Below are 21,010 nucleotides of genomic sequence, written 5' to 3'. Positions count from 1 at the left end.
GGTTGTGTTCAATACTCAAATCCGCTGGTCGGAAGCCTGATGGCAGTAGATAGCCAATGCCGTCGTCGTCCCGCACGAGCGATGGGGTATGAATTGAAACGTGAGCACCCCAGCGGCAGTCGACGAAGTGGTGGATCTGGTCAGCCGACTCATTCGGTTCGACACCTCTAACACCGGTGAATTGGACACCACTCGCGGCGAGGAAGAGTGTGCCAAGTGGGTGGCGCAACTCCTCGAAGAGGTCGGCTATACGACGGTCTATGTGGAATCCGGTCAACCTGGCCGGGGCAATGTCTTCGCTCGACTCGCCGGTGACCCGGCGTCGACCAAGGGCGCCTTGCTTATCCATACCCATCTCGATGTGGTGCCGGCCGAGCCGGCCGACTGGAGTGTGCACCCGTTCTCCGGTGCGGTGAAGGACGGCTACATCTGGGGTCGCGGCGCAGTCGACATGAAGGACATGGTCGGGATGGCACTCGCGTTGGCGCGCCAGTTCCAACGCGATGGGACTGTGCCACCACGCGATCTGGTGTTCGCCTTTCTCGCCGACGAAGAAGCCGGCGGCAAATGGGGGTCGCAGTGGTTGGTGGCCAACCGACCAGACCTATTCGACGGCATCACCGAGGCAGTCGGTGAGGTCGGCGGATTCTCGCTGACCGTCGACCGGCCCGATGGCGGCCAGCGGCGGCTCTACCTGGTGGAAACTGCGGAGAAGGGACTGTCGTGGATGCGACTGACCGCCACCGCGACAGCCGGGCACGGATCGTTCTTGCACGCCGACAACGCAGTCACCGAGGTTGCTGCCGCTGTTGCCCGCATCGGCCAGCACACCTTTCCGATGGTGATCTCGGACTCGGTAGCCGAATTCCTCGCGGTGGTGTCTGCGGAATCAGGTCTGAACCTGTCGTCCGACGCGCCGGACCTGGAGACAAGTCTGTTCAAACTGGGCAATCTGGCGCGAATCATCGGAGCGACACTGCGCGACACCGCCAATCCCACCATGCTTTCGGCGGGATACAAGGCCAACGTGATCCCGCAAACCGCGACCGCGGTGGTGGATTGCCGGATTCTGCCCGGTCGGCAGGCGGCCTTCGAAGCCGAGATCGACGAACTATTGGGGCCAAATGTGACCCGCGAGTGGATCACTCACCTCGACTCCTACGAGACGACCTTCGACGGTCACCTCGTCGATGCGATGAATGATGCGATTCTCGCCCACGATCCCGATGGTAAGACCGTTCCCTACATGCTTTCCGGTGGGACCGATGCCAAAGCCTTCGCCAAGCTGGGGATCCGCTGCTTCGGCTTTGCGCCGTTGCAGTTGCCCCCCGATTTAGACTTCGCGGCGCTGTTCCACGGCGTCGACGAACGCGTGCCGGTAGACGCGGTTCTATTCGGTACCAAGGTGTTTGAACATTTCCTCCTTCACAGCTGAAAGTTCAGGTGACCCGCATGACATCCACCTCCTTCGATCCCTACTCGGCGCTTCCCGCGTTACCCGGATTCACTCTGACATCGGAGAGCGTCACCGACGGGCAGTCGTTGGCAACTCCCCAGGTATCCGGCCTGATGGGTGCCGGCGGCAATGATGACTCGCCACAGCTGTCCTGGTCCGGATTTCCCTCGGAGACAAAGAGTTTCGCGGTCACCGTATATGATCCCGACGCTCCGACAGCCTCCGGATTCTGGCATTGGGCCGTTGCCGACATTCCGGTGTCGGTCACGTCGTTGGCGCAGGGGGCGGGTGACGAGACCGGATCGGGATTGCCGGACAGTGCGGTAACGCTTACCGGCGATGCCTCGCTCAAACGCTACGTCGGTGCTGCGCCGCCGCCGGGACACGGTCCCCATCGTTACTTCGTCGCGGTGCACGCGGTCGATGTCGAGTCGCTCGGCCTCCCCGACGCCGCGACCCCGGCCTACCTAGGCTTCAACCTGTTCTCACATGCGATCGCGCGCGCGGTCATCGTCGGGACCTACGAACAACCCTCCGAGAACGTCTGAGCAGCAGGCCCTACCGGGAAAATCGTCCGAATAGTTGGTGACCAAGGGCATATTGCCCTTGGTCACCAACTATTCGGACGATTTTCCTGAGTGGGGCCGTCTGGAAGTTGGCGGCGGTGGTTAGTGTGCTGTCGGGTCGTATGGGGTGGGCCGATAGGCGGCCCATACGACACCGTCATCGAGAGTGTGCGATTCGATGAGTTCGAGGTCGAAATCGCTTGTGGCACCCCCGAAGACCGGCGCGACTCCGGTCTTCGGGGTGAGCACCGGGAAAATCGTGACTTCAAGCCGATCGACTAGGCCGGCGGCGAGCAGTGCCCGGTTCAACGTCAGGGATCCGTGTGAACGCAACGGGATCGACGAGGTCTGCTTCAACTCGCGGACGCTATCGACCGCATCACGCTGGCTCAGTGTTGAATTGAGCGACAGCGGTGCCGTGAGGCCATTCGAATAGACGACCTTGTCCATCGCGCAGAATCGCTTAATCCACGCGACGTCGAGGCCGGGGCCGAATTTCGCCATCACCCGGTAGGTGTTGGCGCCAAGCACAATCAACTGCTCCGGTGTGTAGAGCTGCTCGCGCAAAGCCCAGAGGTCGGCCTGACCCTTACCCCAGTTCCCACCCCAGGTATGCGTTGAGCCGTAACCGTCGAGGGTCATGAATACGTCGGCGGTGTAGGTGGCAGTCATCATGTGCTCCGATCGGCGGGGGAGTTGGATGCAAGTCAGACCGTCGGGCGCCGTCGAACTCATCGCTGCGGCGAAAATCAGTGCGTGCCAGTGCCTACCGCGTCGGTGATCGAACGATAACCCGCCGCCTTGACGCGTTGAGCAAGACCAGCGTGAATCAGATGCGCCCACAGTGGTCCGCCGTAGATGAAGGCCGTGTAACCCTGCAATAGAGAGGCGCCCGCGCGGATACGCTCCCACGCGTCATCGACGTTCTCGATTCCGCCGACGCTGACCAGGACGAGCTTGCCGCCGACACGCCCGTGCAGCCGACGCAGTACCTCCAGCGACCGCGCCTTCACCGGCGGGCCGGACAACCCACCCGCACCGGCGAGTTCCACGTCAGCAGCCGGGGTTGCCAACCCAGACCGGGAGACCGTCGTGTTGGTGGCGACAATACCCGCCAGACCCAGTTCGACGGCGAGGTCGGCGACCTGGTCGATATCGTCGTCGGCTAAGTCAGGAGCGATTTTCACCAGCACCGGACGGTCGGTTTCCGCCAGTACCGCAGCCAGGATCGGCCGTAGCGAGTCGACGGCCTGCAAGTCGCGCAGTCCGGGAGTGTTCGGTGAACTTACGTTCACCACGACGAAATCGGCCAGCGGCCCGAGTAGGCGAGCGCTGTACCGGTAATCGTCGGCGGCATCTGCCGGCTCGACGATCTTCGTCTTGCCGATATTCGCTCCGATCGGTACTCGTACTGGACCGCGACGCGGTGCGGCCAGGTTGACGGCCGCCTGATCAGCACCGGGATTGTTGAAACCCATCCGATTGATCAGCGCCTTGTCGGCAGGGAGACGGAATAATCGAGGTTGGGGGTTACCCGGCTGCGCGCGGCCGGTGATAGTGCCGACCTCGGCGTAGCCGAAACCGAGCTGACCCCAGGAATTCGCCGACGCCGCGGTCTTGTCGAAACCGGCGGCCAATCCGAGCGGAGCCGGAAAGTCGACGCCGAAAACACGTTGTGCGAGAACGGGATCGGTACGTGAAAGCAAGGCGGCGCTGAGTTGGCGCAGACCCCAGATATTTCCGGCGATCCGGATAGCGCGAGCGGCTACACCGTGAATCGACTCCGGCGACGCGAGAAACATCACCTTGAGTAGCGGCGGGTAGCAAATTGCGTTGGCCAACTTGAGAATTCGGTCGACGACGTCGCCGGGGGTGGTATCGCGGGCGCTCATCGACTTACCGCCGCTACGCCAGCGCCGGTGGCGGACACCACATACAGCGTGCCGCTGGCCTGATCGAATGCCATCGAATCAGGTTGTGCCACAGTGGGGATCCGTCTCTTCTCCACGGGCTCGCCACTGCCGAGGTCGTACGCTACGACTTCGTTTCGGCCGGTGACACTGACCCACAACAGATTTGACTTGTCGTCATACGCCAGCGCATACGGGGCGTCGTCGACCGCGCCGCGAAACCGCATTACCAGCGGATCACCGAAGAAGCCGACAACTTCGCCGTCGCGGGTATTGGCGGAGATGAAACGGCCGTAGCGATCGCTGATCAAGGTGGTGGCGCCGTTGCCGACCCGAAGTGACAGGCCCAGTTCGCCGTCGGACAGTTTGAGTTGAGTCACCGATGACTGCGCGCGGTCGAGTACGACGATCTGATCACCGTGTACGGCGATGTCGTCGGCGCGGACGAGACCGCCGATATCTCGGACCTGCGTGCCATTCGCGTCGAATTCGACGACATGGCCGTTGGCGGTCCCCACCAGCAGATGACCGTCGGCGATGGACGCGACCGACAGTGGCTCGCCGATGCCGGTCTGGCGCCGGGTGAGCGCCCCGTCGTCGCCGATCAGAATCAACGATTTGGGCCCGACACCGACGAATCCGCCGTCGGGCCGGGCAATAATTCGAGACAGCGGTGCGACGTCGAGGACGCGTGGCGGCGCTGTTATGTCGCTCACTTTCGATAGCCATGCCTGCTTGCCATCCGCGCTCAGGATTGCCAGGGTGCGGCCCGCGTGGTCGACCGCGACATTCCGTCCGCCGGAGGGAAGTGGAATGACCTGTCCGGCAGCAGGTTTGGTGGCAGTAGCCGGTGCGAGTGCGGCGCTGGCCGGGGTGACTGTCGCGACGTCGGGTGTGTCGGAGTCATTGCTGCCGCATCCGGCAATCAACCCGAGTGTCGTCATCGCGACAACCGCCGCATATCCCGCACGCATCGCTGAGAGTCCCATGGGTCTATCTTGCGGCACAGCTAAACCAAAGGTGATTGCAGGTAGCATCTGCGGCCGTGAGTGACACCATGAACTGGGCGCAATCGATCTTCCTCGGCGCACTACAGGGACTGACCGAGTTCCTACCCATATCGTCGTCGGGACACCTGCGGATCGCATCGGAGGTGCTATTCGGCCAGGACGCCGGCGCATCGTTCACCGCGGTCACTCAACTGGGGACCGAGGCGGCCGTGCTGATCTACTTCGCCAAAGACATCGGCCGGATCATCGCGGCGTGGTTCCGCGGGCTGTTCAACGCCGACGACCGTGGCCTGGACTATCGGGTCGGCTGGTACGTCATCCTGGCCACTATCCCGATCGGCCTACTCGGATTCGTGTTCAAAGACGAGATCCGTACCGCGGGTCGGAACCTATGGATCACGGCGACGGTGTTGATCGTCTTCTCCGGGGTCTTCTGGCTGGCCGAACGCTATGCGACGCAGCGTCGGAACTTAGAACAGCTCACGCTGCGCGATGGGATGTTGATGGGCCTGGCGCAGTGTCTCGCGTTGGTTCCGGGCGTCTCACGGTCGGGTGCGACTGCCAGCGCGGGCTTGTTCCTGGGGCTCGAACGTGAAGCGGCGTTCCGGTTTTCCTTCCTGATCGCCATCCCGGCCGTCCTGGCATCGGGCCTGTTCAGCCTGCCCGACGCGTTCCACCCCAGCGGTGAAGGGATGAGCGCGAGTGGCGCGCAGATCCTGGTCGCGACGCTGGTGGCATTCGTCCTCGGCTATATCTCCATCGCCTGGTTGCTGAAGTTCGTCTCACACCATTCGATGAACTGGTTCGGCGGATACCGGGTGATCCTCGGTGTGACGGTGCTGATTCTGCTGGGAACGGGAGTCATCAGCGCGACCTAGCGCGGAGTGCGGCCGGTTTCTGCGTCTCGACGTCGGCGCGGGGAAAATACCCCTCGCAGTTGACCCAACTGCAGGTTCCAGTCCGCCGACGCCTCCCGCCCGCAGCGCCTCAACTGTCACCACCTACTAGGCTGGAAAGTTATGACCGTCATTCTGCTGCGGCACGGACGTTCGGTGGCCAACGCCCGCTCTCAGCTGGCTGGGCGTACCCCCGGAATCGAACTCGACGAGACGGGACGCGCTCAGGCAGATGCTGTCGTCGACCGCCTTGCGGCGTGTCGAGAGCACATCGTCGCGGTTGCCCGGTCACCGTTGCAAAGGTGTGCCGAGACTGTAGCGCCACTGCTGGCATCGATTGATGTACCCGAAATCGTGGTCGATGATCTGATCGAAGTCGACTACGGCGACTGGACCAATCAGCCGATCAAGGACTTGCTCGCGCAGCCGTTATGGAAGACCGTGCAGCGTCATCCGTCGGCGGCGGTGTTCCCCGGTGGCGAAGGGCTCGCCGACGTTCAAACGAGGGCCGTCGCGGCGATCCGGCGGCTCGACCGTGAGCTGGGCGGACCCAACGGCGACCAGGTATGGGTGGCCTGCTCGCACGGTGACGTGATCAAGAGTGTCATCGCCGACGCGATGGGCACCCATCTCGACAGTTTTCAGCGGATCATCGTCGAACCGGCGTCGATGAGCGTCATCAGTTATCACCCGTCGCGGCCATCGGTCCACACGGTCAATTCGACGGCCGTGGTCGCGGTGCCGCTACCAAAACCGCCGGCCGCCGCCGATCACGACGGGCACCACGCTGACGCGATCGGCGGCAGTACCGGTCGCAGCGAGATAATGACAGGAGCTACGGAGGTCTGATGTCACGAGCTATCCATGTATTCCGAAGCCCCGATCGATTCATCGCGGGCACTGTCGGCGAACCCGGCGACCGAACATTCTTTCTGCAAGCGGTACACGAGTCGCGTGTGATCAGCGTCGCCCTGGAGAAACAGCAGGTGGCGATTCTAACGGACCGGATCGATAGCCTTCTCGACGAGATCGCCCGCCGATTCAACGCCGAGGTGCCGCCGCGTACCCGTAAAGTCAGCGACCTGTCGCCACTGATAACCCCGATCGATGCCGAATTTCACGTGGGCACAATGGGACTCGGCTGGGACGCGGAAGCTCAATCGGTTGTCGTTGAATTGCTCGCGGTAACCGAGGGTGAATTCGATGAGAGCATCGTCCTCGACGACGCCGACGAAGGCCCCGACGCGGTTCGGGTGTTCCTGACGACCGATGCGGCGCGCGCGTTCGCGGCACGCTCCCAGCGGGTTCTGTCCGCCGGACGGCCCCCCTGCCCGCTATGCGGCGACCCGCTGGATCCCGCTGGGCATCTGTGTGTACGAACCAACGGGTACAAGCGCGACGTCCAATTCAGTGTTGGCGGCGAATTCATCGACCCCGAAGTTCTGAAAAACCTTGCGCAGCAAGCAGATACCGGTCTTTTCGACGACGATGACGACACCGGAGCTGTCGATCCGGAAGAAGGATCCGACGACCCGGATACGCCGCCGCGTGGCTGACGTCGAAACGATCCTGCGTGACGGCGATATAGAAATTCTCGGCCGAGTGATCCACGCGAGTAACGCGACGCTTGTCTGTGAGGCTCGTCTCGGCGACGGCGATCCGCTGCGGTGTGTGTACAAACCGGTCCGGGGTGAGGTGCCGCTGTGGGACTTCCCGGACGGTACCCTCGCAGATCGTGAAGTGGCGTCCTACGAGATCTCGCAGGCGTTGGGTTGGGGTTTGATCCCGGAAACCGTGCTCCGGAGCGAGGCGCCGCTGGGGCCGGGAATGGTGCAACGCTGGATCGATGTGCCAGATCAGGAGTCGGCCGCAGAAGTCGTCGACCTGGTCCCTGCCGATGCGGTATCCGGCGACGTGAAGGCGATCCTGCGGGCTGTCGATGCCGCGGACCGAGACGTGGTGCTGGTGCACGCGGATAGTGACCGGTTGCGTCAACTCGCGGTGCTCGACGTCATCATCAATAACGCCGACCGCAAGGGTGGGCACATCCTAGTTGCCGGTGATGGCGAGATCTTCGGCATCGATCACGGCATCTGTCTACATGCCGATGACAAACTACGAACGGTTCTGTGGGGTTGGGCGGGGGAGTCGATACCCGTGGACCTGCGCAACGACATCGAAAGTCTGACCCGGAAACTCGTCGATCCCGATGATCGGCTGTGCGAGGCACTGACCACCCACCTAACCGCCGACGAACTCGACGCCCTGGCACTACGCTGCGCGATTCTCGCCGAAACTGGCACCATGCCCGAACCTCCACCGCATCGCCCGATCCCGTGGCCGCCGTTCTGAGGTTTCTCCGCAAGCCATACAGTGGAGTTCATGCAGTCGTGGTCTTCCCCAACGATTCCCGAAGCCCTGGGTAAACCACCGGCGCTCCGCCTCTACGACACCGCCGCGCGTCAAGTGCAGCCGGTCACCCCAGGGCCCGAGGCGACCATGTACGTCTGTGGCATCACGCCGTACGACGCGACCCATATGGGCCACGCGGCGACATACGTCACCTTCGATACGGTCAATCGGCTGCTCCGCGATAGCGGCCACGACGTCCACTACGTGCAGAATGTCACCGATGTCGACGATCCGCTGTTCGAACGTGCCGACCGCGACGGCGTTGACTGGCGCGATTTGGGTACTCGTGAGATCCAGCTGTTCCGCGACGATATGGAAGCGCTACGGGTATTGCCGCCACGCGAGTACGTCGGCGCGATCGAGTCGATCGACGAAGTGATCGAGATGGTCGGGAAACTCCTCGCCAGTGGGGCAGCCTACGTCGTCGATGACGCCGAGTACCCGGACGTCTACTACCGGACCGATGCGACCGACACCTTTGGCTACGAGTCCGGTTACGACCAGCCGACGATGGAGAAATTCTTCGCCGAGCGGGGCGGGGACCCCGATCGGGTGGGTAAGCGCGACAAACTTGACGCGTTGTTGTGGCGGGCCGCTCGACCGGGCGAACCGTCGTGGCCGTCGCCGCATGGTGTGGGCCGACCGGGCTGGCATATCGAATGTTCGGCGATCGCCCTCAATCGGCTTGGCATCGAATTCGATATCCAGGGTGGCGGCAACGACCTGATCTTCCCCCATCACGAGTTCTCCGCCGCGCACGGCGAGGCGCTCAACCAGGGACGACGATTCGCGCGGCATTACGTCCATACCGGGATGATGGGCCTCGACGGCGAGAAGATGTCGAAGAGTCGCGGCAACCTGGTGTTCGTCCACAAGCTGCGCGAAGCGGGCATCGACTCATCAGCCGTGCGACTGGCGCTGCTGGCCGACCACTACCGATCTGATCGCATGTGGTCCGACGAACTGCTCTCGACCGCGCAGGATCGTCTCCGGCGATGGCGCGCGGCTGTCGCCGCGCCTACCGCGCCGGACCCGACCGACGTCATCGCGCGCGTTCGGCAACATCTCGCGGACGATCTCGATACACCCAAAGCGCTTGCTGCCGTTGATGGTTGGGCTGCTGATGTGGCGGTGGGCATTGGTTCGGACGCGGGTGCGGGCACGCGCGTCGCGCAGATCGTCGACGCATTGCTGGGCGTTGCCCTGTAGCTCTCGGCGTCGGGCAGCGACTCCGGTGGCATGCGCGGGCACACGATGGATAGAGTCTTCCCGTGGCCCAAGTGACCGAAATCGATCCTGACACCATGGCCGGCGTGTGGACCGTGGTGACCCGCACCTCGACCTACCTGCTCGACTTCACCGAGATGACGCTGCTGCGCGCCCCGGGCGTCGGGAGTTCGGATGACGAGAGTTGGTCGGTGTCGAGACTGCGTCGGGACTCCGAAGACATTCCGCTGCTCGGCGTCAAATCCTGCCGGGTGGGCGAATCCGCTCAATTCTGGGTCCGGGCGGCCGATGACCCCGACGTGCGAACCTGGCGTATTACGACACCGGTGGTGTCGATCGAGAAAATCGGGTGACTGGTCGGCTGGAGTCTGCGGGTTGAGTGAGGGCGGGGGAGTATTTCCCTCGCGCGGGCTGACGTCGCAGTTTGCCCCTGCCAGTGCCTAAAGTCCGAAATTCGGCGGATTGGGTCGACGCCGCTTGAGGTACCTCTCGAAATCGGCCGCGAGCGATTCGCCGTCTATCTCCGACAATGCCTCATCGACATTGGTCTGTGCATCGCCGCGTTCCTCGAGGCCCCGTACGTAATCGCGCACTTCGTCGTCATCCTCGGTCATCTCGTTGACCGTCTCCTCCCACTCTTCGGCCTCAGCGGGCAGCGATCCCAGCGGAACTTCGATGTCGATGACCTCCTCAATGCGAGTAAGCAGGGCAGCGGTCGCCTTGGGATTCGGCGGCGCCGACATGTAGTGCGGAACCGCCGCCCAGAGCGATATCGCCGGGATGCCGGCGCGGACGAAGGCATCCTGCAACACCCCGGCGATACCGGTCGGTCCCTCGTAACGGCTTTCGGTGAGGCCGAATTTTGTTGCGGTAGCACTGCTATAAGCAGCGCCCGTCACCGGAACCGGTCGCGTGTGCGGCGTGTCGGCGAGCAATGCGCCGACGACGACGGTGGTCACCACATCCAGCGCCGACGCGATCGCAACGATCTCGTCGCAGAATGTGCGCCAACGCATATTCGGCTCGATGCCGCGGAGCAGTACGATGTCATGGTCGGATCCGGGCGGATTGCAATAGGAGAATGAGGTCACCGGCCAGTCGATGCGACGGGTTACCCCGTCCACGAGATTCACCGTCGGGCGATTTACCTGGAAGTCGTAATAATCCTCGGATTCGATATCGGTGAGGTGGGTTGCGCCCCAACTCAACGCAAGGTGATCGATAGCTGCACTCGCGGCGTCGGCCGCGTCGTTCCAGCCTTCAAAGGCCGCTAACAGGATCGGGGCGCGCAGGCTGACATCGAAGTCCTTATTACTCACCGAACTAGCCTACGACCATGCCGCTTTAGGGCGCGAACTACTCTGGAGACCATGTCTGACCGTAGCAATGCCGCAAGCAGTACCAGCGGCCAACAGGGGGCTGCAGCTTACGACACGACTCTGCTTGAAGCGATGTCGCGTCGAGTGCTGATCGGTGACGGTGCAATGGGGACGATGTTGCAGGCCGCCGATTTGACCCTGGACGATTTTTTGGGCTTAGAGGGATGTAACGAGATCCTCAACGAAACCCGACCGGACGTCCTGGCCGAAATCCATCGCGCCTATTACGAGGCCGGCGCCGACATAGTCGAAACCAACACGTTTGGTTGTAACCTGTCGAATCTCGGTGACTACGACATCGCCGATCGCATTCGGGAACTGGCCCGCAAAGGCACCGCTATCGCCCGCCGGGTCGCCGACGAAATGGGGCCCGGCCCGCATGGTGACCCGCGCTACGTCCTGGGCTCGGTCGGCCCCGGCACCAAACTGCCCAGTTTGGGCCACACCACCTTCGACGTCATCCGGGACGCCTATGCCGAATGTGCCGCCGGCATGCTCGACGGTGGCGCCGACGGCATCCTCATCGAAACCTGCCAGGACCTGCTACAGGTCAAAGCCGCCGTCGTCGGATCACGGCGCGCGATGGAACGTGTCGGCCGCTCGATCCCGATCTTCGTGCACGTCACGGTCGAGACCACCGGCACGATGCTGCTTGGTTCGGAGATCGGTGCCGCGCTGACCGCGCTGGAACCGCTTGGCATCGACGTTATAGGTCTCAACTGCGCGACGGGGCCGGCCGAGATGAGCGAACATCTACGCTACCTCTCGCGTCACGCGCGCATTCCGGTGTCGGTGATGCCCAACGCGGGCCTGCCTGTACTGGGAGCCAACGGCGCCGAATATCCGCTCACCGCACCGGAATTGGCGATCGCATTGAGCGGGTTCGTTCGCGAATTCGGCTTGTCGATGGTCGGTGGCTGCTGCGGCACAACGCCGGAGCACATCAGCCAGGTCGCCGAAGCTGTTGCGCAGGTTCAGAAAGCCACTCGCGAACCTGCGCACGAGTCTTCGACATCGTCGCTGTATTCGCCGGTACCCTTCGCGCAGGATGCGAGCTTCCTGGTCATCGGTGAGCGCACAAATTCCAATGGCTCCAAGGCTTTTCGTGATTCGATGATCAGTGGTGACTATCAGCGTTGCCTGGACATCGCGAAAGATCAGACCCGCGATGGTGCCCATATGCTCGACCTGAACGTTGACTATGTCGGCCGCGACGGTGCCTCGGATATGACGGCGCTGGCCAGCCGATTCGCCACCGCGTCGACGCTGCCCATCATGATCGATTCCACTGAGCCGCAAGTGATTCAGGCCGGTTTGGAAGCACTCGGTGGTCGTTGCGCGGTGAACTCGGTGAACTATGAGGACGGCGACACCCCTGATTCGCGGTTCGCGCGGATCATGACGCTGGCCGTCGAACACGGTGCCGCGGTCGTCGCATTGACGATTGACGAGCACGGACAAGCACGTACCGCGGACCACAAGGTGTCTATCGCCGAACGACTCATTGCCGATATCACCGGGAATTGGGGACTACTCGAAGAAGACATCATCATTGACGCGTTGACCTTCCCGATCTCCACCGGGCAGGAGGAGGTGCGCCGCGACGGTATCGAGACGATCGAGGCGATCCGGCGGCTGAAAGAGGCGCACCCGGAAATCCACTTCACGCTGGGTATTTCGAATATCTCCTTCGGTCTGAATCCTGCTGCGCGGCAAGTGCTCAACTCAGTATTTCTCCATGAATGTGTGCAGGTGGGACTGGATACGGCCATCGTGCACGCATCGAAGATCCTGCCGATGGCCCGGATTCCGGAGGAGCACCGGGAGGTTGCTCTCGACTTGATTTACGATCGCCGCCGCGACGGTTACGATCCGCTTTCGAGGTTGATGGAGCTCTTCGAAGGTGTCTCGGCCGCGTCGGCCCGCGAGACTCGCGCGGCCGAACTCGCGGCGTTGCCGCTGTTCGAGCGCCTGGAGCGGCGCATCGTCGACGGCGAGCGCAACGGGTTGGAAGACGACCTCGACCAGGCGATGACGCAGGTACCGCCGCTGAAAATCATCAATGAGACGTTGTTGTCGGGGATGAAGACCGTCGGCGAACTATTCGGCTCGGGACAGATGCAGCTGCCCTTCGTTTTGCAGTCGGCCGAGGTCATGAAAACCGCTGTGGCACATCTGGAACCTCATATGGAGGCGACTGGCGAGGACGGCAAGGGGCGCATCGTTCTTGCCACCGTGAAGGGTGATGTCCACGACATCGGGAAGAACCTCGTCGACATCATCTTGAGTAACAACGGCTACGAAGTGGTGAATATCGGTATCAAACAACCGATTTCGACGATTCTCGAAGTTGCCGAAGACAAAAAGGTCGATGTAATCGGCATGTCCGGACTACTCGTCAAGTCGACAGTCGTGATGAAGGACAATCTCGAGGAAATCAACCAACGGGGATTGGCGGAGAACTATCCGGTCCTCCTCGGCGGTGCGGCCCTGACCCGGTCATATGTCGAGACCGATCTGGCCGAGACCTATGGCGGTGACGTCCATTACGCACGGGACGCCTTTGAAGGGCTGCGCCTGATGGACGACATCATGGCCGTCAAACGTGGCGGCGGACCAGACCCGGACAGTCCAGAAGCGTTGGCAGCCAAGGCGAAAGCCGAAGAACGCAAGGCGCGACATGCGCGGTCCAAGCGGATCGCCGAGAAGCGCCGTGCCGAGCAGGCACCCATCGAGATCCCAGCGCGTTCGGATGTTGTTGCTGACAACGAGGTCCCGACGCCGCCGTTCTGGGGCACTCGAGTGGTGCGCGGTATTCCGGTCGCCGACTATTTGCAGTTGGTCGACGAACGCGCGTTATTCCTAGGCCAGTGGGGTTTACGCGGCACTCGCGGTGGCGATGGCCCCGACTACGACGAGCTGGTCGAGACCGAGGGCCGTCCTCGATTGCGCCAGTGGATCGATCGACTATCCACCGAGGGAATCCTCGCTCATGCCGCTGTGGTGTACGGCTATTTCCCGGTGGTTTCCGATGGCGACACCCTGCATGTGCTCACCGAGCCGAAACCCGATGCGCCCGTTCGCTTCAGCTTTGATTTCCCACGTCAGCAACGGTCGCGGTTCCTGTGCATCGCGGACTTCGTGCGGTCACGCGAGGACGCGATCGCGCAGGGAGTCGTCGATGTGCTGCCGATGCAGTTGGTCACGATGGGGCAGCCGATCGCCGACTTCGCCAACACGCTGTTCGCGGAGGACGCGTATCGCGACTATCTGGAGGTGCACGGCATCAGTGTGCAACTCACCGAAGCGCTGGCCGAGTTCTGGCATCAGCGGGTGCGATCGGAGTTGCAGTTCGCCGGGCACGCTATGGCGAGTGAAGATCCGGATAGTCCGCAGGGTTTCTTCGACCTTGAATACCGCGGCGCGCGTTACTCATTCGGCTACGGGGCGTGCCCGGATCTGGAAGATCGCGGCAAACTCGTCGAGATGCTCGATGCCGAGCGAATCGGTGTGACGCTCTCGGAGGAGTTGCAGTTGCATCCCGAGCAGTCGACCGATGCCTTTGTCCTGCATCACCCCGAGGCCAAGTACTTCAACACGTAGGTCGCTGGAAATGTCCCCGTGTCCCGCGCAGATGGCGATGTAGCGCGCCTGCTCGCGCTACGGGGACAGTTCCAGGGCGTCCGGTCGGCTTCAGTTCGTGCTGATAACCCAGTTCTGGCGCAGGTCGGCCAGGACGGCGGTCGGCGTGAAATTCTTGGCGACGAATGGTGCCGCCTGTGCAACCTTGTTCGCGGGTTGCAGCTCGACGGACAGGCCGCCGACCTCAGTGCCGAGCAATGAACCGTCGGCGATGGCAATACCCAAGGTCGATGCGACATCCTTGAGCGCGGTGTCGTCGAGACCGTCGCCGCAGACCGTGATGGCCACCCGCAGCGGTGCGGCCGCACCATCCACCGCGATGACGGTTCCGGTGCCGGTCGCGACTCGATGGGGCAGCGCCGACAGTTTCGGGACCGCCGCGTTCAGAGCGTTGCCCAGGCCGTAGTCGGAAGTGGCCGAGCCGGGGCAGGTGGGTAGCGGCGCGGCGGTTTGATCGCCACTCTGGCAGCCCGAGACGATCACAGCGATCGCGACGCCACAGCAGATCACTCTCCACTTCGGAACAGTTCGCATGCAAAGTATTGAATCACGGTTTGTGGGTTGGATCGTGTGTCACTAGCGTGCAGGTCGTGAGTATCGCAAATGAGCCCGTGCCCGCGGCTGTCCTCTGGGATATGGATGGCACGCTCCTCGACACCGAGCCGATGTGGGACGTCGCGATGGCCGATCTGGCGCGCCGATACGGCGTCGAGATGTCCGAGGAATTGCGTGCGTCGACGCTGGGTAATGCCGCGCCGGACGCAATCGGCAAAGTATTGCTCGCCGCTGGTATCCCCGAGGCGCAGCGGGATCTCGCCGCCGACGAATCGTGGATCAACGCTCGTGTGCAGGTGTTGTTCGCCGATGGTTTGCCGTGGCGGCCGGGTGCCGTCGAAGCGCTCGATCTGTTGGGCGCTGCGGGGATACCGATGGCGCTGGTGACCAACACTGTTCGCGAACTCACCGACGTCGCGCTGAAAACCATTGGCGCGCACCGATTTACCGTGACCGTCTGTGGCGACGAAATCGATCGGGCCAAACCTGCACCCGATCCGTACCGCCGCGCAGCCGAACTTCTCGGCGTCGATCCAGGTGACTGCGTCGTCATCGAGGACTCGCCGACGGGGGCGCGGGCCGGTCGTGATGCGGGCGCGGCCACGCTCGTCGTCGGCGAAGAGGCAGTCGGCGGCCGAATTCCGGTGATGTCGCGGCAAACCCGGCGAGCCGACCTCGTCGGACTGACGGTTGCCGACCTGAAAGTCGCGCTGCGCGCCTAACGTGCGAAAATTGGGACTCGTGAAGACCTTCGATGAACTATTCGCCGAGTTGACCGAAAAGGCGACTACCCGTCCCGAGGGCAGCGGCACCGTCGCCGCGCTGGACTCGGGCATTCACACGCTGGGCAAGAAGATCATCGAAGAAGCCGGCGAGGTGTGGCTGGCGGCCGAGCATGAGTCCGACGAGGCGCTCGGCGAAGAGATTTCGCAACTCCTGTACTGGCTGCAGGTGATGCTCATCAAACGTGGGATGACGACCGCCGACGTTTATCGACATCTGTGAGTGATGATCGGCCCCATCATCTGTCATCTGCGTGAAGAGATAAAGGATTTGCCATGCTGCGTGTAGCAGTCCCCAACAAAGGGTCGTTGTCCGAAGCGGCCGTCGGCGTTCTATCCGAAGCCGGTTATCGGCGCCGGACCGATGCCAAAGATCTGACCGTTCTCGACAACAACAACGGTGTGGAGTTCTTCTTCTTGCGCCCCAAAGACATCGCGATCTATGTCGGCGCGGGCACCCTCGACCTCGGTATCACCGGACGAGACCTCGCTCTCGATTCGCAAGCCGCAGTCGCCGAAGAACTGTCGATGGGCTTCGGCGGGTCGACATTCCGTTACGCCGCCCCCGCCGATCAGACCTGGACGGTCGAAGATCTGGCGGGTAAGCGGATCGCGACGTCGTATCCGAATCTGGTGCGCCGCGATCTGACCGAGCGCAATATCGACGCCGACATAATCCGCCTCGACGGCGCGGTGGAGATCTCGATTCAGCTCGGCGTCGCCGATGCCATTGCCGATGTGGTCGGGTCGGGACGTACCTTGCGCCAGCACGGACTCGCGGTATTCGGTGACGTCCTTTGTGACTCCGAAGCGGTACTCGTTCGCCAGGCTGACGCTCAATTATCCAAGTCCGCAAAACAATTCGTGGCGCGCGTACAAGGTGTTGTCTTCGGGCAGCAGTACGTGATGATCGACTACGACTGCCCTAGGGGGTTACTTGAGCGGGCCGTGGCAATCACGCCGGGTATCGAGTCACCTACGATCTCGCCGATGGCCGATGATCGGTGGGTCGCGGTTCGCGCGTTGGTGCCGCGTAAGCAGCACCAAAGTCTGATGGACGAACTATCGGAGATAGGCGCGAAAGCGATCTTGGCGTCCGATATCCGATCATGCCGGTTCTGACTGTTCAGAACTGATAGGGCTTGCCCGCACCGCCGGACGAGACCACCTGTTGTTTCACCTCGTCGGTCAGAGCGGCGAACTCAGGCCATCCGCATGGTCCTGGGTTTGCTACCTCGCGCTCCCATGCTCCCTGGTCGGTGCGGAGTTTGGCGGTGACCAGCATGCCGTCGCTGACAAGGCAGTAGTCGGCCTTCGGAGTACGCAAGATCGTTGCGACCTGCTGCGCCAGTTCGACGACCTTCGCCACAGACACCTGACGTTCGGTGTATCCGGTGGGTGATGCGGAATCGTCGACGATGGCGCTGCCATCGGCGTGGACGACGACTCGTTGTCCGCCAGTACCGGGTAGCAGCAGATGTGTCGCCAGGTCGATGACAGTGTCATGCGGATCGGAATGAGTGATGCTCTGCGGTGTTGTCACCGACGCGGGTGCGATCACACCACACGTGGATTGGCCGGGAAGCAGCACGTTCATGCGCATCGTTGTGGGCTCTGCTCGGCTGGCCGATTCGGTGTTGAGTATCGCAGCCGTCTGGTCGAACCTGGTGATCGCAGAGCCCGGAATGACAGCACAGCCGGAGAGCTTGCGCTCGTCGTGCCATCGGATCGGGAGATCCCGCAACGGCATCTTCAGCGGCCATGTCGCCGGACCTGGCGGCGGCGGCCCGCCGAGGTCGAGAACGACGCGGTCGGCGTAGTCGGTACGCGAACCCGATGCGGTGAGATCGGCGGCGATCCTCTCGATCGTGGTTTCGAGGGCGGGCCAGCACTCGCGGTTTCCGGCCGATGCGGTGTCAAAGGACAGACCGGACATCTCGTAATGCCATTCGGAAGCATTCGCTATAACGGTTGCGGAGACTCTCGGGGAGTTGTCCGCCGCACATGCTTCGCGACCGTCGACTTCTATGATTCCCCGTGCCCGACGTGTAGCGTCAGCGACGTTGTTACGTGGCACCATGCGGCGGGAGTACCCCGTTCGTGAGTTCGTGTCCCGGCTGATCACTTCGCCGTCGGAGGAAACAACCAGGCGTCGGACAACCCCGTCGCGAGTCCAGGCGAAGTCGAGCACCGGACGTTCGGTGGCCGCCGGAGTGTGGATATCCTCCTCCTGATTCGACGCACAGCTTGCCGTCGCAGCGGCGATCGCGACGATCACGAAGGCGGCCCCCAGTATTCGAAACATGCCACACGCTAACAAACCAATGGCGATCGGCACCCTTGTCTGCCACCGATCCCGGCCGAGTGGGTTCAGTCGAAGTGACTTGAGAAATCTCGTCCCCGTGGGTCATGTCAGAGGGCAATATGCCCTCCGATCACCTTGTGGGGGATGCGTTTTCGAAACACCGACCGAAGCTGTCAGTTCTAGCTACTGTCCGGCGAGCAATACCGTTTGCGCGGAGCGTCCGAAAAGCCCATCGGCGTCGTAGAGGTCGCCGAATGTGGCACCGTAGCCGTCGGGGCCGATGGCGAGGTCGGTGTCGAGTCCAATCCATTGTCCGCGCGGCGGACGGCTCAGATGCACCGTGGTATCGGTATTCATCCACGACCACTCGCGGGGATCGAGTTGTGTGCCGACGCCATTGGCGACATCGATGACTATGAAGGCCGACACCAGATCGGAAGTAGGTTCCCCATCGACCAGGGGGAGCGCGGGCCGTATCCAGGTCGCCGGATTGGCTCCGTTTCGGCCGGGCACCCGGCCCGTCTCGGTAGCCCCGATGAAGCCGACCGTGCCCCACTTCACGCCGACGGCTTCATCGTCGGGGAAGCCGACCTGCGTCGCGATGTCAGGGGGCAGCGGGGTGAGTGGTGGCAGCGGACTGTGTTCGATAGATGCGGTCGACGGACCGTCGAGAAACCATGCGCTGGCCCGGGCAGCGGTACGGAAACTGCCATCGGGCTGACGTACGTCGAGCTCCGCGCCGATGACGCTGATCTTCTTGCCTGGCCGAATCACTTGTGCGCGAACACGATTGACGTCGAGTCCGACGGCGCCGAGGATGTCGGTGGTGATCCTGCTGAATCCCCCGGAGCGTCCGGCGACGAGAGCGGAAAGTGAGCGCACAAGCAGCGCGGTCGGCGGACCACCGTGCTGTAGATGCGATGCCCACACACTCAACGTCGATGACGTCGGCTGAAAGTACTCATAGCCGTCATCGCTTGGGGCGGGTAACGGCAGATAATAGGCGGCATCCATACGCCTAACCCTAGAGTCGGCGCGGCGGCGAGAATCCTTCGGGCGGGCCAGGATAGGGCGGAATGGTGCCGCCGAATTCCGGGCAACGAGTCTTGTGCTCGCAGAATTTGCACATCCGAGTCTTATGCGGCCGGAAGTCACCGCTGGCGACGGCTTCGGTGATGGCGGTCCAGATAGCCTTGAGCGTCCGGCCGAATCGTTCCAGTTCGGCTCGATCGGGGTGGTAGTGCAACTGCTTTCCATCGGACAGATACATCAGTTGCAGCCGATCGGGGACGACGCCCTGGCTGCGGAATATCGCGAGCGCGTAGAACTTCATCTGAAACAGGGCTTTGGCCTCATACGCCTCGCTGGGACATCGGCCGGTCTTATAGTCGACGACGCGGATTTCGCCGGTCGGCGCGACGTCGATCCGGTCGATGTAACCCCGGAGAAGTACGTCGCCATCCTCGATTTCGACATGCGCCTCAACGGCTTTCGCGTCGAAGGCGGTCGGATTCTCCATCGTGTAATAGGTGGTGATCAGTCGCTGGGTCTGCGCGAGAAAGGTTGCGGTTTCTTCCACGGTGATGACGTCGTGTAGCGCCGGATCGGCTTCGCACATCGCGGCCCACGCGCCCTCGACTAACAGGTGAGCGGACTCGGGTGTGCGCAAAGCTGCCGGCATGTCGAACAGATTCTCCAGCGCTGCGTGGACGACGTGGCCGCGAGTCTGAGCTTGGGTCGGCTGCTCCGGGAATCGATCGATGGTCCGATATCGGTACAGCAGCGGACACTGCCGGAAGTCCGCGGCCCGCGACGGCGATAACGCCAATGGCCGCCCGGCCAGACCACGGCCATCGACAGGGGTGGGTTCGACAGCGGTAGCCGATCCCGGATGGATGTTCACATATGGCAGGGTATTCGGGGGTACCGACACCGCGCACCCAGATCCGTTCGACTGTTGAGAAATGAGCTGTTTGATGCCTACGACCGGCCCGTTCGCCGCTGGCGACCGCGTGCAATTGACCGATTCGAAGGCCCGCAAGTTCACCGTGGTCCTTGAAGACGGCAAACAGTTCCACACTCACCGGGGCGCCATCAACCACGATGACTTGATCGGTGCGCCAGAGGGCAGCATAGTTTCGGCCACCAGCGGAACCCAGTATCTCGCGCTGCGACCGCTCCTGACCGACTACGTGCTGTCGATGCCGCGCGGCGCGCAGGTCATCTATCCGAAGGACGCCGCGCAAATCGTGGCCGAGGGCGATATCCATCCCGGTTGCCGGGTTATCGAAGCTGGCGCCGGGTCCGGTGCCCTGACGTGCTCATTGCTCCGCGCGGTCGGGGCGGGTTCGGTGCTGTCCTACGAGATCCGCGAAGACCATGCCGAGTACGCGGTCCGCAACGTGGAGACCTTCTTCGGCAAGAAGCCCGACAACTGGGAATTGGTGGTCGGCGATTTGGCTGACCACGACCCGGTGGATCAGGCGGACCGGCTGATTTTGGACATGGTCACCCCGTGGGAGCCATTGGAAACGGTGGCTAAGACATTGAAACCCGGCGGCGTCCTCGTTACTTACGTCGCAACCGTGACTCAACTCTCGCGAATGGTCGAGGCACTGCGTGAGCAGGCATGTTGGACTGAACCGCGTGCCTGGGAGTCGTTAGTGCGCGAGTGGAGCGCCGTCGGTCTCGCGGTGCGCCCGGAGCATCGGATGCAAGGTCACACCGCATTTCTGATCACCGCACGCCGCCTGGCCGATGACACGACACCGCTGCGTCCGCACCGCCGACCTACCAAGGGGTGACATTGCACTGGCGCACAATCGTTTCGCCCAACCTGGTGCGCCTGTCGGCACGATCGGTCACCCGCC

21 protein-coding genes are annotated in these 21,010 nt (G+C 62.6%); 13 read left to right on the top strand and 8 right to left on the bottom strand.

Annotated features, from left to right (window positions below; genetic code table 11):
- Positions 1–100: 100 nt before the first annotated feature.
- Both AAFP29_RS13825 and AAFP29_RS13820 read left to right on the top strand, forming a co-directional pair.
- Positions 101–1,435, top strand: a complete 1,335-nt coding sequence (locus AAFP29_RS13825; protein ID WP_419217926.1) for a M20/M25/M40 family metallo-hydrolase — start codon at positions 101–103, stop codon at positions 1,433–1,435.
- A gap of 17 nt (positions 1,436–1,452) precedes the next feature.
- On the top strand, positions 1,453–2,004 hold the full coding sequence (locus AAFP29_RS13820) for a YbhB/YbcL family Raf kinase inhibitor-like protein (protein ID WP_419217925.1): 552 nt from the start codon (positions 1,453–1,455) through the stop codon (positions 2,002–2,004).
- A gap of 120 nt (positions 2,005–2,124) precedes the next feature.
- Here the strand turns inward: AAFP29_RS13820 and AAFP29_RS13815 are convergent, their stop codons facing one another.
- The 3 genes from AAFP29_RS13815 to AAFP29_RS13805 all read right to left on the bottom strand — a co-directional run bounded on the left by AAFP29_RS13815 (position 2,125) and on the right by AAFP29_RS13805 (position 4,921).
- Positions 2,125–2,694 carry a dihydrofolate reductase family protein gene (locus AAFP29_RS13815; RefSeq protein ID WP_419217924.1) on the bottom strand — a complete coding sequence of 190 codons (570 nt, stop codon included), beginning with the start codon at positions 2,692–2,694 and terminating at the stop codon, positions 2,125–2,127.
- Positions 2,695–2,771: 77 nt separating this feature from the next.
- Positions 2,772–3,914: a quinone-dependent dihydroorotate dehydrogenase gene (locus tag AAFP29_RS13810; protein ID WP_419217923.1), complete on the bottom strand. Its 1,143-nt coding sequence runs from the start codon at positions 3,912–3,914 to the stop codon at positions 2,772–2,774.
- Positions 3,911–4,921 (bottom strand): YncE family protein, encoded by a 1,011-nt coding sequence (locus tag AAFP29_RS13805; RefSeq protein ID WP_419217922.1) that lies wholly within the window; start codon positions 4,919–4,921, stop codon positions 3,911–3,913. The genes AAFP29_RS13810 and AAFP29_RS13805 overlap by 4 nt, the downstream gene beginning before the upstream one ends.
- A gap of 56 nt (positions 4,922–4,977) precedes the next feature.
- Here AAFP29_RS13805 and AAFP29_RS13800 point away from each other — a divergent pair, with 56 nt between their 5' ends.
- From AAFP29_RS13800 to AAFP29_RS13775, 6 genes are all read left to right on the top strand, one after another.
- Positions 4,978–5,820 (top strand): undecaprenyl-diphosphate phosphatase, encoded by an 843-nt coding sequence (locus AAFP29_RS13800; protein ID WP_419217921.1) that lies wholly within the window; start codon positions 4,978–4,980, stop codon positions 5,818–5,820.
- Positions 5,821–5,961: 141 nt separating this feature from the next.
- Positions 5,962–6,687, top strand: coding sequence for an MSMEG_4193 family putative phosphomutase (locus AAFP29_RS13795; RefSeq protein ID WP_419217920.1), 726 nt, complete (start codon positions 5,962–5,964; stop codon positions 6,685–6,687).
- Positions 6,687–7,394 (top strand): DUF3090 domain-containing protein, encoded by a 708-nt coding sequence (locus AAFP29_RS13790; protein ID WP_419217918.1) that lies wholly within the window; start codon positions 6,687–6,689, stop codon positions 7,392–7,394. Before AAFP29_RS13795 ends, AAFP29_RS13790 begins: the two co-directional genes overlap by 1 nt.
- Positions 7,387–8,190 carry an SCO1664 family protein gene (locus AAFP29_RS13785; RefSeq protein ID WP_419217917.1) on the top strand — a complete coding sequence of 268 codons (804 nt, stop codon included), beginning with the start codon at positions 7,387–7,389 and terminating at the stop codon, positions 8,188–8,190. Before AAFP29_RS13790 ends, AAFP29_RS13785 begins: the two co-directional genes overlap by 8 nt.
- Positions 8,191–8,220: 30 nt before the next feature.
- On the top strand, positions 8,221–9,459 hold the full coding sequence (gene mshC, locus AAFP29_RS13780; protein WP_419217916.1) for a cysteine--1-D-myo-inosityl 2-amino-2-deoxy-alpha-D-glucopyranoside ligase: 1,239 nt from the start codon (positions 8,221–8,223) through the stop codon (positions 9,457–9,459).
- 62 nt (positions 9,460–9,521) lie between these two features.
- Complete coding sequence (locus AAFP29_RS13775; RefSeq protein WP_419217915.1) at positions 9,522–9,830, top strand: hypothetical protein; 309 nt, start codon at positions 9,522–9,524, stop codon at positions 9,828–9,830.
- An 87-nt stretch (positions 9,831–9,917) separates the two neighbouring features.
- Here AAFP29_RS13775 and AAFP29_RS13770 read toward each other — a convergent pair whose 3' ends face one another.
- Entirely contained in the window at positions 9,918–10,796 is an 879-nt protein-coding gene (locus AAFP29_RS13770) for a PAC2 family protein (RefSeq protein ID WP_419217914.1), read from the bottom strand.
- 51 nt (positions 10,797–10,847) lie between these two features.
- Between AAFP29_RS13770 and metH the strand changes: the two genes are divergently transcribed.
- The gene (metH, locus tag AAFP29_RS13765) at positions 10,848–14,459 is read left to right on the top strand and encodes a methionine synthase (protein ID WP_419217913.1); all 3,612 of its coding nucleotides are present in this window, start codon (positions 10,848–10,850) and stop codon (positions 14,457–14,459) included.
- Positions 14,460–14,549: 90 nt separating this feature from the next.
- Here metH and AAFP29_RS13760 read toward each other — a convergent pair whose 3' ends face one another.
- Positions 14,550–15,032, bottom strand: a complete 483-nt coding sequence (locus tag AAFP29_RS13760) for a hypothetical protein (RefSeq protein WP_419217912.1) — start codon at positions 15,030–15,032, stop codon at positions 14,550–14,552.
- A gap of 62 nt (positions 15,033–15,094) precedes the next feature.
- Here AAFP29_RS13760 and AAFP29_RS13755 point away from each other — a divergent pair, with 62 nt between their 5' ends.
- The 3 genes from AAFP29_RS13755 to hisG are packed head-to-tail and all read left to right on the top strand — an operon-like array spanning position 15,095 to position 16,957.
- The gene (locus AAFP29_RS13755) at positions 15,095–15,775 is read left to right on the top strand and encodes an HAD family hydrolase (protein WP_419218106.1); all 681 of its coding nucleotides are present in this window, start codon (positions 15,095–15,097) and stop codon (positions 15,773–15,775) included.
- A gap of 19 nt (positions 15,776–15,794) precedes the next feature.
- Complete coding sequence (locus AAFP29_RS13750; RefSeq protein WP_419218105.1) at positions 15,795–16,058, top strand: phosphoribosyl-ATP diphosphatase; 264 nt, start codon at positions 15,795–15,797, stop codon at positions 16,056–16,058.
- Between the two features lie 53 nt (positions 16,059–16,111).
- The gene (gene hisG / locus AAFP29_RS13745) at positions 16,112–16,957 is read left to right on the top strand and encodes an ATP phosphoribosyltransferase (protein ID WP_419217911.1); all 846 of its coding nucleotides are present in this window, start codon (positions 16,112–16,114) and stop codon (positions 16,955–16,957) included.
- Between the two features lie 4 nt (positions 16,958–16,961).
- On the opposite strand, the gene AAFP29_RS13740 is transcribed toward hisG, so the two are convergent.
- The 3 genes from AAFP29_RS13740 to AAFP29_RS13730 all read right to left on the bottom strand — a co-directional run bounded on the left by AAFP29_RS13740 (position 16,962) and on the right by AAFP29_RS13730 (position 20,043).
- Positions 16,962–18,140 (bottom strand): hypothetical protein, encoded by a 1,179-nt coding sequence (locus tag AAFP29_RS13740; RefSeq protein ID WP_419217910.1) that lies wholly within the window; start codon positions 18,138–18,140, stop codon positions 16,962–16,964.
- 183 nt (positions 18,141–18,323) lie between these two features.
- Positions 18,324–19,154 (bottom strand): thioesterase family protein, encoded by an 831-nt coding sequence (locus AAFP29_RS13735; RefSeq protein ID WP_419217909.1) that lies wholly within the window; start codon positions 19,152–19,154, stop codon positions 18,324–18,326.
- A gap of 10 nt (positions 19,155–19,164) precedes the next feature.
- Positions 19,165–20,043, bottom strand: coding sequence for a RecB family exonuclease (locus AAFP29_RS13730; RefSeq protein WP_419217908.1), 879 nt, complete (start codon positions 20,041–20,043; stop codon positions 19,165–19,167).
- A gap of 73 nt (positions 20,044–20,116) precedes the next feature.
- Here AAFP29_RS13730 and AAFP29_RS13725 point away from each other — a divergent pair, with 73 nt between their 5' ends.
- Positions 20,117–20,944 carry a tRNA (adenine-N1)-methyltransferase gene (locus tag AAFP29_RS13725; RefSeq protein ID WP_419217907.1) on the top strand — a complete coding sequence of 276 codons (828 nt, stop codon included), beginning with the start codon at positions 20,117–20,119 and terminating at the stop codon, positions 20,942–20,944.
- The last annotated feature ends 66 nt before the right edge of the window (positions 20,945–21,010 follow it).

Source organism: Gordonia sp. CPCC 205333 (genome assembly GCF_048537885.1).
Classification (GTDB): Bacteria; Actinomycetota; Actinomycetes; order Mycobacteriales; family Mycobacteriaceae; genus Gordonia.
Note: the sequence above shows the minus strand (reverse complement) of the source record. Positions and strands in the feature narration are given on the sequence as shown.